We start from the raw sequence: 13578 nt of genomic DNA, 5'->3' as shown, positions 1-13578 counted from the left end.
CCCCGCAAGCAGAAGAGGGAGTTCTTGCATGATCAGCGCAGGCAGTGACGCCGACGCGCCGAGAAAGAACACCGAGGCCGCCGCTCGTCTCCTCCCCCTGCTTGCAGGGGGAGGCCGGGAGGGGGTCGGGCTTGTCGCGAGCTTGCCTACCCCTCCCCAACCCTCCCCTGCACGCAGGGGAGGGAGCTCTTGCCCTCTCCGCAAGCAGAAGAGGGAGTTCTTGCATGATCAGCGCGGGCAGTGACGCCGACGCGCCGAGAAAGAACACCGAGGCCGCCGCTCGTCTCCTCCCCCTGCTTGCAGGGGGAGGCCGGGAGGGGGTCGGGCTTGTCGCGAGCTTGCCTACCCCTCCCTAGCCCTCCCCGGAAGCAGGGGAGGGCGCTCATGCACGATCAGCGCGGCAGTGACGCCGACAGCGTCCGGGTGAGGATCTCCGCCAGCCGCGCCACGGCCGGGGCCGGCTCCGCCTCGGCCCGGTGCAGCGCCAGGCCCAGCATCGGCAGCGCGGGCAGGCCCGCCTCCTTCGCGGTCAAGGCGCGCACGCCGGCCGGCAGGCCCAGCGGCGTACGCACGCTTACGCCCAGGCCCGCCGTCACCGCCGCCCAGGTGCCGGCGAGGCTGGCGCTGGTGAAGGCGATGCGCCAGGCGATGCCGGCGCGGTCCAGCGCATCGATGGCGGCGCGCCGCACCAGGCAGGGCGCGTCCAGCACCACCAGCGGCAGCGGCTCGCCGCGCCGGCGCGGCTTCGGGAAGGCGGCGTCGGCCGTGCCGATCCAGCGCATCGGCAGGCGCGCCACGCGCTCCGCGTGCGGGCTGCCCTCGTCGCCGTCCCAGGCCAGCGCCAGGTCGAGCCGGCCGCGGTTCACTCCTTCCAGCAACTCCGCGTTGCGCGCGATGCGCACCTCGACGCGCAGCCGCGGATGGGCCCGCGCGAAGCGGCCCAGCACCGCCGGCAGCAGGCTTTCGCCGAAATCCTCCTGCAGGCCCAGCCGCACGCGGCCTTCCAGTTCCACGCCGCGCACCGCCGCCGCGGCCTCGTCGTTGAGCTCCAGCAGGCGCCGCGCATAGCCCAGCATCACCTCGCCCGTCTCGGTGAGCGCCATGCCGCGGCCGGCCTTGCGCAGCAGGGGCCGACCGGCCTGCTCCTCCAGCTTCTTGAGTTGCGCGCTGACCGCCGAGGTGGAGCGGTTCAACCGCTCCGCCGCGCGCGCGAAACTGCCCAGCTCCACGCCGTGCACGAAGCTGCGCAGCACGTCGGGATCGAAGGCAATGGGGCGCATGGAAATTATCCCGTTTTCATGGATCGACAATGCTGAAAATGCCGATTTTCAGGACCATACTGCGGCGCTACCGTAAGCCCCGTCAACCCCGACGAGGACACCCCCATGGCCCACGACCCCCGCTACGCCCGCGACAGCATCGGCGACATCGCCCCGAAGCTGGCCGAACTCACCGACGACGTGCTGTTCGGCGACGTCTGGTCGCGCCCCGGCCTCGCGCCGCGCGAACGCAGCATCGCCACCGTGTCCGCGCTGGTGGCGCTGAACCGCACCGAGCAGTTGCCGTTCCACCTGCGCCGCGCGCGCGACAACGGCGTCGGCGACGCGGAACTGGCCGAGCTGGTCACCCACCTCGCCTTCTACGGCGGCTGGCCGGTGGCGTTCTCCGCGCTCGGCGTGCTGCGCCGGCTCGACGACGGACAGTGAGGTCGCCGCCATGATCACGATGCAGTACGACATCACCCTGCCCGCCGACTACGACATGGCGGTCATCCGCCACCGCATCGCGGAAAAGGGGCACCTGCTCGACGGCTTCCCCGGCCTCGCCTTCAAGGCCTGGCTGCACGCCTCGCGCGACGACCGCGAACTGCCCAGCCGCGACAACCTCTACGCGCCGTTCTACCTGTGGCATGACAGCGAAGGCATGAACGCCTTCCTCGGCGGCGCCGGCTTCGCCACGCTGGCGCGCGATTTCGGCCGACCCGCGGTGCGCACCTGGATACCGTGGCAGGCGGAGCTGGCTGCCGACCTGCGCAACGCCGCCTGCGCCACGCGCGAATGGGCTGCCATCCCCGCGCACGCCGATCTCGGCAGCCTGCGAGAAACCGAGATCGCCGCGGCGCGGCAGGACCGCGCGGCCGGCGCGCTGGCCGCGATCGCGGCATACGACCCGACGGGCTGGACCCTGCTGCGCTTCCGCCTGTGGCCGACCCTGCGTCCGGACCTTGCCCGCGATGGCCGGCAGCTTTACCGCGTGGGCCATGTCTCGCAACCCGGGGCGGCTCGCTGAGCGGAGTCTTCCCACCCTCATTCCGCCTCCTCTCCACTCGCCGACATCGCTCCCTCCACCTACCGCCATTTCCCCTTCACCCATCGTCATCCCATGCCCCTCACCGTCATTCCGGCGGAAGCCGGAGGCGCTTTTCAACAGACGAAGGTCTGGTCATCCAGTCCGACGACTCGTGCGAAGCACGCAAAACCCGTTACGCGTGCTTCGCACCAGTACCTCACTGGATTCCGGCCTGCGCCGGAATGACGGTGAGGGGGAACCCGGATCTTCCCAAGGAGAACCCCATGCCCCTCGTCCGCATCGCCCTGCGCCGCGGCAAACCCGCCGCCCACCTGGCCGCCCTGCGCAACGGCGTCTACGAAGCCATGCGCGAAACCTTCGACGTGCCCGAGGACGACCGCTTCATCCTGGTCCACCAGCACGACGCCGACGAGTTCGACTGCGACCCGCACTACCTCGGCATCGACCGCAGCGACGATCTGGTGATCGTGCAGGTCGCCTGCCGCGACTCGCGCAGCGTGGCGCAGAAGCAGGCGTTCTACCGCCGCGTGGCGGAAAAGCTCGCCGCCGATCCGGGCCTGCGCCCGCAGGACGTATTCATCAACCTGCTGGAGACACGGGCGGAGAACTGGTCGTTCGGCCACGGCGTGGCGCAGTACGTCTGAGAGCCTGTTCAAAATCTCCCCGTGGCCCGCGCCGGGAGCTGTTTGCGCGCAGGCCAAGGAAGAGCGAGGGAGTGGACGTCCGTCCACGACGGAGCGATGACGCCGGCCTGTGGGCAAACAGACCCGGCCCGAAGGGTTGCCTTGCCCTGGCCGCCAGGCGGCAGCGCGCGGCTTGACCTGCCAGTCAGGCAGGCGCTGCGCCACGCACTACCACCGGGCGGCCAGGGCAAGGCAACGCGAGCTACGGGGAGATCTTGAACAGGCTCTGAGTGCCGCGCCCGTTCAGTGCGGCAGCATGCCGATCGTGCGCATCCAGGCCTCGGCGAGGCCGGGCCAGCCGGTGATCGGCTGCGCCGTGCGCCGCAGCCCGAACGCGTGGCCGCCGTGCGCGTACAGGTGCATTTCCGCCGGGACACGGGCCTTGGCCAGCGCGGTGTAATAGACCAGCGACTGGTTCACGCCGTCGGTGTAGTCGTCCTCGGCCTGCAACAGGAAGGTGGGCGACGTTTCGCGGGTGACGGACACATTCGGGTTCAACGTGCCATCGTCGGTCGCCAGGTGCCCGGGATAGATGGCCATGGCGAAATCCGGCCGGTCGCTTTGCCGGTCGGCCGCATCCACCGGCCGGTACAGCCGGCGCTTGAAGCGGGTGCTGGCCTCGGCCACCAGATACCCCCCCGCCGAGAAGCCGATCACACCCACCTTGTGCGGATCGACATGCCACTCTGCCGCATGGAAGCGCACCAGCCGCAGCGCGCGCTGGGCATCTTCGAGCGCAGGCACCGACACGGCGAAGGAATAGCACTTGCAGTGCACGTCGTAAGGCAGGCTCGGCACGCGGTATTTCAGCAGCACGCAGGTGATGCCACGGGACGTCAGCCAGTCGCAGACTTCGGTGCCTTCGAGGTCGATGGCCAGCACCTGGAAGCCCCCGCCTGGGAACACCACGACTGCGGTGCCCGTGTTCGTTCCTTTGGGTGAATAGACCGTCAGCGTGGGCTGGCTCACGTTGGTCACCGCCAGCCACGGCCGACCAGCGATCAGGTGCTCCGCCCGCAGCGTTTCGGTTTCCGGCCCCGGCATCGCCTGCATGTCGGGCGGCGTGCCCGGCCACAGCGGCATGTGCACGTGGCCGGCGGAAGGCTGCCAGACCGTTTCCGTCGCATGCGCGCACGCGCACGCCAACAGCAGACCGAAGAACACGAACCACGTTTTCATGATGCCCCTTTGCCCCGGCGCGCGGCCGAGGTTGCTTGATGAGGACGGAAGCCGGATGGAAATCCGCCCGATCATCCTGCAACGCGGATCGGTCCGGGCGCGGTCGCAATGATGGATTTTCCGTGATCGCCACCGAGGGCGGCCACCATGGACCGTTGCCGCCGCCGCGCCGGCGGCCGGGAGCGACTCCGGGGCCACATCGTCCGCAAGAACTTGTAGCATCGGCAATTCGTCCATCGGCTCATGCGACGCAACCCACATGGCAAAAACCCCCGCGGCCCTGCCGGCAAGCAAGGAGCACTACCTCGTCCTCGACGGTCTCCGCGGCGTCGCCGCCCTGATGGTGGTGCTGTTCCACATCTGCGAGGCGTACAGGCCGGACCATCCGTTGACGCAGCCGATCAACCACGGCTACCTGGCCGTGGATTTCTTCTTCCTGCTGTCGGGCTTCGTGATCGCCTATGCCTACGACGACCGCTGGCAGGCGCTGGGCACGTGGGATTTCTTCAAGCGGCGCCTGGTCCGCCTGCAGCCCATGGTCGTCATGGGCATGGCGATCGGCGCGCTGCTGTTCTACTTCCAGGCGGGCCCGGCCTTCCCGCTGATCGAGGCCACGCCGGCGTGGAAGCTGCTGCTGGTGATGCTGGTCGGCTGCACGCTGCTGCCGCTGCCGCCGTCGATGGACATCCGCGGCTGGAGCGAGATGCACCCGCTCGACGGCCCGGCGTGGTCGCTGTTCTTCGAATACGTCGCCAACATCCTGTACGCCATCGGCCTGCGCAAGTTGTCGAACCGCTGGCTGGGCGTGCTGGTGGCGCTGGCCGCCGCCTTCCTGGTGCAGTTGGCCGTGTTCGGCCGGCGCGGCGACGTGATCGGCGGCTGGTCCATCGATGCGCAGCAACTCCACATCGGTTTCGCCCGCCTGCTGTTTCCCTTCCTCGCCGGCATGCTGCTGATGCGCCTGGGCAAACGCATCCGGATCGGCCACGCCTTCGCGGCATGCAGCCTGCTGCTGGTCGCGGCGCTGGCCCTGCCCCGCTTCGGCGGCGCCGACCGCCTGTGGCTCAACGGCCTGTACGAGTCGCTGTGCGTGATCGTGGTGTTCCCGCTGATCGTGGCCATCGGCGCCGGCGCCACGCAGGTCGATGGCCTGTCCACCCGCATCGCCGGGTTCTTCGGCGAACTCTCCTACCCGCTCTACATCACCCATTACGGTCTGATCTACGTCTACACCGAATGGATCGGCACGCACGAAACGCTGCCCTTCGGCACCAAGTGCGCGGCGGGCGCCGCGGTCTTCGTCGCGAGCATCGCCATCGCGTATGCGTGCATGAGGCTTTACGACCTGCCGGTACGGAAGTGGCTGGCGGGGAAGTTCCTGAGACGTGCGGCCTAGGGAGCTTCTGGCGTTGCCTGTCATTCCGGCGCAGGCCGGAATCCAGTAGCCGCGCGGCCTGAGCAAGCGTGGTCGCTACTGGATCCCGGCCTGCGCCGGGATGACGGGCCAAACCGCGGGCAATGACTCCCTGCCGCTCACCAGGCACACGAAGGTGGGCATGCCGAAGGCGCCCTTCACCCGTCGCAGCACGTCGAGGTTTGAACAGGCCCGACTTGTCGGCAGTGACGATGTAACCGGTCGCCCTGCCGCGACGAACTGCGTGTGTCGGCCTCTCATCCTGCCGGCAGGCAGTGCCATTCCCCGCAGCCTCCATCCCCCGATCAACACAAGGAATCCGCATGTACGACATGAAGAACCTGAGCCGCCTGAAGAAGCTCGACGAAAAAGCGCCGGATGCCATGAAGGCCTTCTGGGCATTCGACAAGGCGGCCTTCGCCGCGGGCGCCCTCGACGCGCGGCAGAAGCAGTTGATCGCGGTGGCCGTGGCGCTGACCACGCAATGCCCGTATTGCATCGAGGTCCACACCAAGGCGGCGCGCGACGCCGGCGCCGACGATGCGCAGCTGGCCGAGACCGCCGTGGTCGCCGCGGCCATCCGCGCCGGCGGCGCGATCACCCACGCCACCCATCTGCTGCACGACTGACGGCGTCCCGCCACCGGGATCGTCCCGACCGGCAACCACAACGCCAGGAACCCGAACATGACCCCTCTCCTGCCCGTGCCCGCGGTACCCCGGCGGCTCGCCGCGTGGGCGCCGATCCCCCTGCGCCTGATCGTGGGCGGCGGCTTCATGGAACACGGCTTCGCCAAGCTGGGCCGCGGCGCCGATGCGTTCGCGGCGATCCTGCAGGCCATCGGCGTGCCGTTCCCGCACCTGATGTCCTGGGCCACCATCGCGGTGGAAGTGCTCGGCGGGCTGGCCATCCTGCTGGGCAGCTTCGTGGCGCTGGCCAGCGTGCCGATGGCGGTCGTGCTGCTGGTCGCCATCTTCACCGTGCACCTGCCCTACGGCTTCAGCTCGATCAAGCTGATGACCGTGACGCCCGCCGGCGCGCACTTCGGGCAGCCGGGCTACGAATGCGACCTGCTCTACCTCGCCGGCCTGGCGACGCTGGTGCTGGGCGGCGCGGGGCCCTGGGCGCTGGACAAGCTGTGGCGCAAGCGCCCGGGGCAGTCCGCACCGGGGGCCGGTCCTGCGTGACATACCGGCGTGGCAGCGCTATTCGCCGCGCAGCCACCTCGCCGCGTCCACCGCGAAATAGGTGAGGATGGCATCCGCGCCCGCGCGCTTGAACGCGGTGAGCGTCTCCAGCACCACTGCCTTCTCGTCCAGCCAGCCATGCTGGCAGGCGGCCTTGAGCATCGCGTACTCGCCGCTCACCTGGTAGACGAAGGTGGGCATGCCGAAGGCGTCCTTCACCCGGCGCAGCACGTCGAGGTAGGGCAGGCCGGGCTTCACCATCACCGCGTCCGCGCCCTCCTGGATATCCAGCTCGACCTCGCGCAGCGCCTCGTCGCCGTTGCCCACGTCCATCTGGTAGGTGTGCTTGTCGCCCTTGCCGAGGTTGGCGGCGGAGCCGACCGCGTCGCGGAACGGACCGTAGAACGCCGAGGCGTACTTGGCCGAGTAGGCGAGGATGCGGGTGTGGACGTGGCCGGCCGCCTCCAGCGCGTCGCGGATGCGGCCGATGCGGCCGTCCATCATGTCCGAGGGCGCCACGAAATCCATGCCGGCCTCGGCCTGCGCCAGCGACATCTTCACCAGCGCCTCGACGGTGGGCTCGTTCATCACGTAGCCGTGCGCGTCGACCAGGCCGTCCTGGCCGTGCGTGGTGTAGGGGTCGAGCGCCACGTCGCCGATCAGGCCCAATTCGGGGTACGCCGCCTTCAGCGCGCGGGTGGCGCGGTGCATCAGGTTGCCGGGATTCCACGCCTCGCGCGCGTCCTCGCTCTTCACGTCCTGGCCCGGCGAGGGGAACAGCGCCAGCGCGGGGATGCCCAACCGCACGCATTCGCCGGCCAGCTTCAGCAGCTCGTCGATCGACAGCCGCGACACGCCCGGCATCGACGGCACCGGCTCGCGCTGGCCTTCGCCCTCGATCACGAAGGCGACCATGATCAGGTCGGACGGCAGCAAGGTGTGCTCGCGCATCAGCGCGCGGGAGAAAGCGTCGCGGCGCATGCGGCGCATGCGGATGGCGGGGAAGCTCATGGCGGGACTCGTCGAACGGTGTCCGTCCATTCTAGCGCCGCGCGCCGGCCGCGCCCCCGCCGCGGACACGTTGCCGCGCCACGAACCGCCAACATCGGACCAACGGTATCGACACGCCGGCAGGCGCATGCTTCGGCGATCCCCACCCGACCGCCCGGCGCCCCGACATGAACATCCCCGCTCCCCGCCGCCACTGGCACGCGCCGAAGCATGCGCGTTATCTCGGCCCGCACGACGACGATGCGCCGCTCGACGTCACCCTGGTGCTGCGCCGTCGCGGCGAGGCGCCGCCGGCGGCCGCCTGGCCGCTCCACCCGCCGATGCGGCGCGCCGATTTCGGCGCCCGCTGCGGCGCCGATCCCGCCGACCTGGACCGCGCGCGCGACTTCGCCCGCACGCACGGCCTGCAGGAAACCGGCTGCCAGCCGCACCGCCGCGCGCTGCACCTGCGCGGCCCGGCGGCCGCGCTGCAACGCGCCTTCGGCGTGCGCCTGGGCCACTACCAACCCGAGGACGGCGGCGCGCCCTTCGTCGGCTGCGCCGAGGCGCCCGCGCTGCCCGAAGGCGTGATCGCCGTGCTGGGCCTGGACCGCCGCCCGGTCGCCCGGCCGCAGTTCCGCAAGCCGCTGGCGCAGCCCAGCCGGAGCTACACGCCGCTGCAGCTCGGCCAGCTCTACGGCTTCCCGGCCGGCGACGGCGGCGGCCAGGGCGTGGCGATCATCGAGTTCGGCGGCGGCTACCAGGAAAGCGACCTCGCGACGTACTTCCAGTCGCTGGGCCTCGCGAAGACACCCACGGTCACCGCGGTATCCGTCGCCGGCGGGCAGAACCAGCCGGGCGGCGACGCCGACGCGGAGGTGATGCTGGACATCGAGGTCGCCGGTGCGCTGGCGCCGGCGGCGAAGTTCGCGGTGTACTTCGCGCCGAACACCGACCAGGGTTTCTACGAGGCGATCTCGCAGGCCGCGCACGACGACACGCACAAGCCCTCGGTGATGTCGATCAGCTGGGGCGGTCCGGAGGACAGCTGGACCGGCGCCTCGCGCGACGCGATGCAGAGCGCGCTGCAGGACGCCGTCGCGCTCGGCGTCACGGTGGCCGTGGCCGCTGGCGACAGCGGCTCCTCCGATGGCGAGGACGACGGCCAGCCGCACGTGGACTTCCCCGCGTCCAGCCCGTACGCGCTGGCCTGCGGCGGCACCCGGCTGGTGGCCAACGGCAGCGCCATCAACAGCGAGACGGTGTGGAACGAGACCCGCGCCAACGAAGGCGCCACCGGCGGCGGCGTCAGCACGGCGTTTCCCCTGCCCGACTGGCAACAGGACGCCGGCGTGCCCAGGGCCCCGGACGGTTCCGCCGGCCGCGGCGTGCCCGACGTGGCCGGCGACGCCGACCCGCGCACCGGCTACCAGGTGCGCGTGGACGGCGAGGACCAGGTGATCGGCGGCACCAGCGCGGTGGCGCCGTTGTGGGCGGCGCTGCTGGCGCGGCTCAACCAGCAGCTCGGCGCGCCGCTGGGCGACGCCCACGCGGCCATCTACCAGATCGGCGGCAAGGCGTTCCGCGACGTCACCGTGGGCGACAACGGCGACTACCAGGCCGGCACGGGCTGGGATGCATGCACCGGCTGGGGCAGTCCCGACGGGCAAACCCTGCTCGACGCGCTGACGGCGCTGGGCGGGAGTTCCGGCAGCGCCTAGCCCTTTTCTCCCTCCCCGGAGAGAAGAGGAAGCAGAGCCGCGCTAGGCCGGCGCCAGCATCCACTCGTGGTCGCCGGTCGCCACCCGCCGCAGCGGCAGGCCGTACACCTCGGACAGCACGTGCGGCTCCAGCGCCTCGGCCGGCGGCCCGTGGCGCAGCAGCCGGCCGTGTTCCAGCAGGGCCGCCTCGTCGGCGTAGCGCGCGGCGAGGTTGAGGTCGTGCAGCACCGCGATCACGCCGAAACCCTGGCAGGCCAGCAGGCGCGCGCGGCGCAGCACGAAGTGCTGGTGGGCGATGTCCAGTCCCGCCTCCGGCTCGTCCAGCAGCAGCCAGGACGGACCGTCGCCGCCCTCCCATACCTGCGCCAGCACGCGCGCCAGCTGCACGCGCTGCCGTTCGCCGCCGGACAGTTCCAGGTAATTGCGCCCGCGCAGGTGCCAGGCGTGCGCGGCGCGCAGCGCGGCGTCGGCGATGCGGCGGTCGTCGACCGCGTGGCGCACGCCGTGCGGGCTGCGGCCCAGCAACACCACCTCGTCCACGCGGAAGCCGAAACCCAGTTGCACCTGCTGCGACAGCATCGCGCGCCGCCGCGCCAGCGCCGCGGGCGGCCACTGCGCGAGCGGGCGCTCGTCCAGCGTCGCCTGTCCCTGCGTGGGGGCCAGCAGGCCGGCCAGTACGCCGAGCAGGCTGCTCTTGCCGGCGCCGTTCGGCCCCACCAGCGCGAGCAGGCGGCCGGGCTGCGCGCGCAGGTTCACCGCCTGCAGCACGCGCCGCTCGCCGCGTTGCAGGTGCACGTCGCGCACGGCCAGTTCGCCCGAACCGGCGTCGTTCCATCCGGCCGCCGCGGGCAGCGCGTTCATGCCGGCGCCTCGCCGATCCGCGTGCGCAGCAGCAGCCACAGGAAGAACGGCCCGCCCAGCAGCGCGGTGAGCACGCCGATCGGCAGCTCGGCCGGCGCCACGACCACGCGCGCCGCCATGTCCGCGCCGATCACCAGGGTGGCGCCGGCCAGCGCGGAGGCGGGCAGCAGCAGGCGGTGGTCCGGCCCCCACAGCAGGCGCAGCACGTGCGGCACCACCAGGCCGACGAAGCCGATCACGCCGCACATCGCCACCGCCGCGCTGGTCGCCAGCGCCACCAGCGCGATCAGCTCGCGCCGCAGCCGCGCCGGCTGGAAGCCGAGCAGCGCCGCTTCCTGCTCGCCCAGCAGCAGCGCGTTGAGCGCGCGCGCGCGGCGCGGCAGCAGCAGCACCGGCAGCAGCATCGCCGGCGCCACCGCGGCCAGCCGCACCCAGTCGGTGCCGCCCAGGCTGCCCAGGGTCCAGAAGCTGAGGTCGCGCAACTGGTGCTCGTTGGCGAGGTAGGTGAGCAGGCCCACGCCCGCCATCGCGATGGCGTTGATCGCCACCCCGGCCAGCAGCAGCATCGCCATGCCAGGCCGGCGCCGGCCCAGCAGGTAGACCAGCAGGGTGGACGCCAGGCCGCCCGCGAACGCGGCCAGCGCGATGCCGAACGAGGCCAGCAGGGTCGGCGCGGTGGCGAGCAGACCGCCGCCCAGCACGATCATCCCGATCGCGCCCAGCGCCGAGCCGGCGGAGACGCCGACCAGCCCCGGCTCGACCAGCGGGTTGCGGAACAGCCCTTGCATGGTCGCGCCGCTCACCGCCAGCGCGGCGCCGACCAGCGTGGCCATCAGCACGCGCGGCAGGCGCAGCATCAGCACCACCATGTCGTCGCCCCGCGCGGGACGGCCGGCCAGCCAGCGCCACAGGGCGCCGACCACCTCGGCGGCGCCCAGGCGCATCGCGCCGCAGGCCAGCCCCGCCACCACGGCGAGCAGCAGCAGCCCGGCCAGCCCCGCCAGCGCGAAGCGGCGCGTGGAGCGCGCGCGCGGGCGCGGCAGCGCGACGGCGTTCATGGCCGCACGGACGCCAGTGCGCGCTGCAGCGCCAGTTCGCGGTCGGCGTTGCGCGGGCCGAAGCCGAGCAGCGCCTGGCCGTCCACGAACACGATGCGCCGCGCGCGGCCGGCCGGCGTCTGCGCCACGCCGGGCAGCTTCAGCACGCCGTCGACGCCGCCCAGCGCCTGCTCGCGCTCGTGCATCAGCACGATCACGTCCGGCGCCAGCGCCACCAGCGCCTCGGCCGAGACCGCCTTGTAGCCGGTGAAGCTGTCCGCCGGATCGACGCCGCCCGCCAGCGCGATCGCGTGCGTCGCCGCGGTGTCGCGGCCCGCCGCCATCGGGCTGCCGGAGCCGGCCGACAGCAGGAACACCACGCGCGGGTGGTACGCCATCTTCGCCACGCGCCCGGCGAGCGTGGCGTAGTCGGCCTCGAGCCGCTTCGCCAGCCGTTCCGCCGCGTCCTCGCGGCCGAGGATGCGGCCGACGCGGCGCAGCTTGTCCAGCACGCCATCCGGCGTGTGCGACACCGGCATGTGCTCGATGCGCACGCCGGCCTCGCGCAGTTGTTCCAGCACCTGCGGCGGGCCGGCGTCGGCGGTGGCCAGCACCAGTTGCGGACGCAGCGACAGCACGCCCTCGGCGGAAAGCTGGCGCACGTAGCCCACGTCGGGCAGCTTGTGCGCCGCCTCGGGCCATTCGCTGGTGCTGTCCACGCCGACCAGCGACGACTGCGCGTCCAGCGCGTAGACGATCTCGGTGATGTCGCCGCCCAGCGCGACGATGCGCGTGGGCGTGGCGGCGACGGCGCACAGCGGCAGCAGCGACATCGCCACCGCCAGCAGCCAGCGCCCACGCCTGGCTCCCTCCCCTGCTTGCAGGGGAGGGTTGGGGAGGGGTCCCCCAAGCTCGCCGCGAGGTTGCACCCCCTCCCAACCTCCCCCTGCACGCAGGGGGAGGAGAAAAGCGAATCCACGCCCACGCCTGGCTCCCTCCCCTGCTTGCAGGGGAGGGTTGGGGAGGGGTCCCCCAAGCTCGCCGCGAGGTTGCACCCCCTCCCGGCCTCCCCCTGCACGCAGGGGGAGGAGAAAAGCGCGGCGGTTCATGCGGCGACCTCCGCCGCGGGCAGGCCGTCGGCCAGCGCCCGCCAGTCGTCCCGCTCCGGCACGCCGGGCTTGCGCTCGCCGAACACCTGCACGATCTGCCCGCCCTGCGCGTCGTACAGTTCCAGCGAGGTGACCGCGCCGTCCGGGGTGGGCTTCTTCACCACCCAGCTCTCGGCGACGTGGTCCTCGCGCAGGTGCAGGTTGAAGTCCTCGTCGAGCACGTTGAGCCACGGGCCCACGGTGCGGACGTTGCGCACCGGGCCGGTGTGGATCTGCACCACGCCGGGCGAGCCGGTGAACACCATGATCGGCAGGCCGTCGGTGGCGGCCACGTGCAGCACGGTGCGGATCGCGCCCTTGCCCACCGGCCGCGCGAACTCCGGGCCGACCAGGCGCAGCGCCTGCGCACGGGTCACCTTGTGGCGCTTCAGCAAGGCGTAGAAATCGTGCGGGTCGCGCATCGCGCGCCAGCCGGCGCGCAGGCTGTCCAGCGCCACCGCGTCGTCGTGCAGCAGCCGCGGCAGCGGGTCGGCCACGCTGCGCACCTCGAGCAGCGGCGACTGCACCGCCGCCGCGAAACCGCCGACCAGGCTGTTCCAGGCCGCCGCATCGGTGTCGTCCGTGCGATACACCTTGTGCACCGCGCGGCCGTCGCCGTCGAAGAACTGCAGGCTCTGCAACTGGCGCCCGTGCGACGCCTCGCGCACCGCGAAACCGGACTTCCAGTGGGTGAGGAAGACACGCAGGTCGATCGCGCCGTTCAGCACCACGCCCATCGCGGGGCCGAGGTCGACGTGGTCGAAGCAGCCCTTCTTCTCGTGCACGCAACTGTCGTTGCGGGTGAGGATCATCACCCGGCCCAGCGCGGGCAGCGCGCGGATCAGGTCCGCCCACGGCCCGTCCAGCCGGATCACGCCGTCGCCGCAGCGGCTGGCGACCAGTTCGCCCTCGCTCACGCCCAGCCGCTCGGCGAGGTCGCGCGCGCGCAGGTTGGGTTCGCTCTCGCGCAGGCGCTGCCAGGCCTGCTGGAGCTGCAGCGGCGGCATCGCCTGCGCCTTCGGCGCGGCGGGTTCGTTCAACATCGCGG

At 71.8% G+C, this 13578-nt stretch carries 14 protein-coding genes; 7 read left to right on the top strand and 7 right to left on the bottom strand.

All coding sequences use genetic code 11. The features are described from left to right. Window positions 1–392: 392 nt before the first annotated feature. A complete protein-coding gene (locus QMK61_RS14175) occupies window positions 393–1280 on the bottom strand; it encodes a LysR substrate-binding domain-containing protein (protein WP_302072878.1) in 888 nt (295 codons plus the stop codon). Window positions 1281–1385: 105 nt separating this feature from the next. Here QMK61_RS14175 and QMK61_RS14170 point away from each other — a divergent pair, with 105 nt between their 5' ends. The 3 genes from QMK61_RS14170 (at window position 1386) to QMK61_RS14160 (ending at window position 2954) form a co-directional block, all read left to right on the top strand. After that, window positions 1386–1706 (top strand): carboxymuconolactone decarboxylase family protein, encoded by a 321-nt coding sequence (locus QMK61_RS14170; protein WP_302072877.1) that lies wholly within the window; start codon window positions 1386–1388, stop codon window positions 1704–1706. A gap of 10 nt (window positions 1707–1716) precedes the next feature. After that, window positions 1717–2289, top strand: a complete 573-nt coding sequence (locus QMK61_RS14165) for a DUF4865 family protein (protein ID WP_302072876.1) — start codon at window positions 1717–1719, stop codon at window positions 2287–2289. A 284-nt stretch (window positions 2290–2573) separates the two neighbouring features. Further along, entirely contained in the window at window positions 2574–2954 is a 381-nt protein-coding gene (locus QMK61_RS14160; RefSeq protein ID WP_302072875.1) for a tautomerase family protein, read from the top strand. 282 nt (window positions 2955–3236) lie between these two features. Here QMK61_RS14160 and QMK61_RS14155 read toward each other — a convergent pair whose 3' ends face one another. Continuing rightward, on the bottom strand, window positions 3237–4172 hold the full coding sequence (locus tag QMK61_RS14155; protein ID WP_302072874.1) for an alpha/beta hydrolase: 936 nt from the start codon (window positions 4170–4172) through the stop codon (window positions 3237–3239). Between the two features lie 259 nt (window positions 4173–4431). Here QMK61_RS14155 and QMK61_RS14150 point away from each other — a divergent pair, with 259 nt between their 5' ends. The 3 genes from QMK61_RS14150 (at window position 4432) to QMK61_RS14140 (ending at window position 6773) form a co-directional block, all read left to right on the top strand. Further along, window positions 4432–5568, top strand: a complete 1137-nt coding sequence (locus tag QMK61_RS14150; RefSeq protein ID WP_302072873.1) for an acyltransferase — start codon at window positions 4432–4434, stop codon at window positions 5566–5568. Window positions 5569–5909: 341 nt separating this feature from the next. Then, entirely contained in the window at window positions 5910–6215 is a 306-nt protein-coding gene (locus QMK61_RS14145) for a carboxymuconolactone decarboxylase family protein (protein WP_302072872.1), read from the top strand. 57 nt (window positions 6216–6272) lie between these two features. Beyond that, on the top strand, window positions 6273–6773 hold the full coding sequence (locus QMK61_RS14140) for a DoxX family protein (protein WP_302072871.1): 501 nt from the start codon (window positions 6273–6275) through the stop codon (window positions 6771–6773). 18 nt (window positions 6774–6791) lie between these two features. On the opposite strand, the gene hemB is transcribed toward QMK61_RS14140, so the two are convergent. Then, entirely contained in the window at window positions 6792–7784 is a 993-nt protein-coding gene (gene hemB, locus QMK61_RS14135) for a porphobilinogen synthase (RefSeq protein WP_302072870.1), read from the bottom strand. A 167-nt stretch (window positions 7785–7951) separates the two neighbouring features. Between hemB and QMK61_RS14130 the strand changes: the two genes are divergently transcribed. Then, the gene (locus tag QMK61_RS14130; protein ID WP_302072869.1) at window positions 7952–9484 is read left to right on the top strand and encodes a S53 family serine peptidase; all 1533 of its coding nucleotides are present in this window, start codon (window positions 7952–7954) and stop codon (window positions 9482–9484) included. Between the two features lie 42 nt (window positions 9485–9526). Here QMK61_RS14130 and QMK61_RS14125 read toward each other — a convergent pair whose 3' ends face one another. The 4 genes from QMK61_RS14125 to QMK61_RS14110 all read right to left on the bottom strand — a co-directional run bounded on the left by QMK61_RS14125 (window position 9527) and on the right by QMK61_RS14110 (window position 13573). Continuing rightward, on the bottom strand, window positions 9527–10345 hold the full coding sequence (locus QMK61_RS14125) for a heme ABC transporter ATP-binding protein (RefSeq protein ID WP_302072868.1): 819 nt from the start codon (window positions 10343–10345) through the stop codon (window positions 9527–9529). Further along, window positions 10342–11403, bottom strand: a complete 1062-nt coding sequence (locus QMK61_RS14120; protein WP_302072867.1) for an iron ABC transporter permease — start codon at window positions 11401–11403, stop codon at window positions 10342–10344. The genes QMK61_RS14125 and QMK61_RS14120 overlap by 4 nt, the downstream gene beginning before the upstream one ends. Then, a complete protein-coding gene (locus QMK61_RS14115) occupies window positions 11400–12215 on the bottom strand; it encodes a hemin ABC transporter substrate-binding protein (protein ID WP_302072866.1) in 816 nt (271 codons plus the stop codon). Before QMK61_RS14115 ends, QMK61_RS14120 begins: the two co-directional genes overlap by 4 nt. A gap of 272 nt (window positions 12216–12487) precedes the next feature. Beyond that, a complete protein-coding gene (locus tag QMK61_RS14110) occupies window positions 12488–13573 on the bottom strand; it encodes a ChuX/HutX family heme-like substrate-binding protein (protein ID WP_302072865.1) in 1086 nt (361 codons plus the stop codon). Window positions 13574–13578 lie beyond the last annotated feature (5 nt).

Origin of the sequence: Fulvimonas sp. R45 (assembly GCF_030504985.1) — a bacterium.
Lineage (GTDB): Bacteria > Pseudomonadota > Gammaproteobacteria > Xanthomonadales > Rhodanobacteraceae > Rhodanobacter_A.
The sequence above is the reverse complement of the archived record's forward strand: the minus strand, read 5'-3'. Positions and strand labels throughout refer to the sequence as shown.

Coding starts and splice junctions, on each gene's coding strand:
- QMK61_RS14110 (WP_302072865.1), bottom strand. CDS start 13,573: ATGTTGAACGAACCCGCCGCGCCGAAGGCGCAGGCGATGCCGCCGCTG.
- QMK61_RS14170 (WP_302072877.1), top strand. CDS start 1,386: ATGGCCCACGACCCCCGCTACGCCCGCGACAGCATCGGCGACATCGCC.
- QMK61_RS14125 (WP_302072868.1), bottom strand. CDS start 10,345: ATGAACGCGCTGCCCGCGGCGGCCGGATGGAACGACGCCGGTTCGGGC.
- QMK61_RS14150 (WP_302072873.1), top strand. CDS start 4,432: ATGGCAAAAACCCCCGCGGCCCTGCCGGCAAGCAAGGAGCACTACCTC.
- QMK61_RS14130 (WP_302072869.1), top strand. CDS start 7,952: ATGAACATCCCCGCTCCCCGCCGCCACTGGCACGCGCCGAAGCATGCG.
- QMK61_RS14155 (WP_302072874.1), bottom strand. CDS start 4,172: ATGAAAACGTGGTTCGTGTTCTTCGGTCTGCTGTTGGCGTGCGCGTGC.
- QMK61_RS14160 (WP_302072875.1), top strand. CDS start 2,574: ATGCCCCTCGTCCGCATCGCCCTGCGCCGCGGCAAACCCGCCGCCCAC.
- hemB (WP_302072870.1), bottom strand. CDS start 7,784: ATGAGCTTCCCCGCCATCCGCATGCGCCGCATGCGCCGCGACGCTTTC.
- QMK61_RS14120 (WP_302072867.1), bottom strand. CDS start 11,403: ATGAACGCCGTCGCGCTGCCGCGCCCGCGCGCGCGCTCCACGCGCCGC.
- QMK61_RS14115 (WP_302072866.1), bottom strand. CDS start 12,215: ATGTCGCTGCTGCCGCTGTGCGCCGTCGCCGCCACGCCCACGCGCATC.
- QMK61_RS14175 (WP_302072878.1), bottom strand. CDS start 1,280: ATGCGCCCCATTGCCTTCGATCCCGACGTGCTGCGCAGCTTCGTGCAC.
- QMK61_RS14145 (WP_302072872.1), top strand. CDS start 5,910: ATGTACGACATGAAGAACCTGAGCCGCCTGAAGAAGCTCGACGAAAAA.
- QMK61_RS14165 (WP_302072876.1), top strand. CDS start 1,717: ATGATCACGATGCAGTACGACATCACCCTGCCCGCCGACTACGACATG.
- QMK61_RS14140 (WP_302072871.1), top strand. CDS start 6,273: ATGACCCCTCTCCTGCCCGTGCCCGCGGTACCCCGGCGGCTCGCCGCG.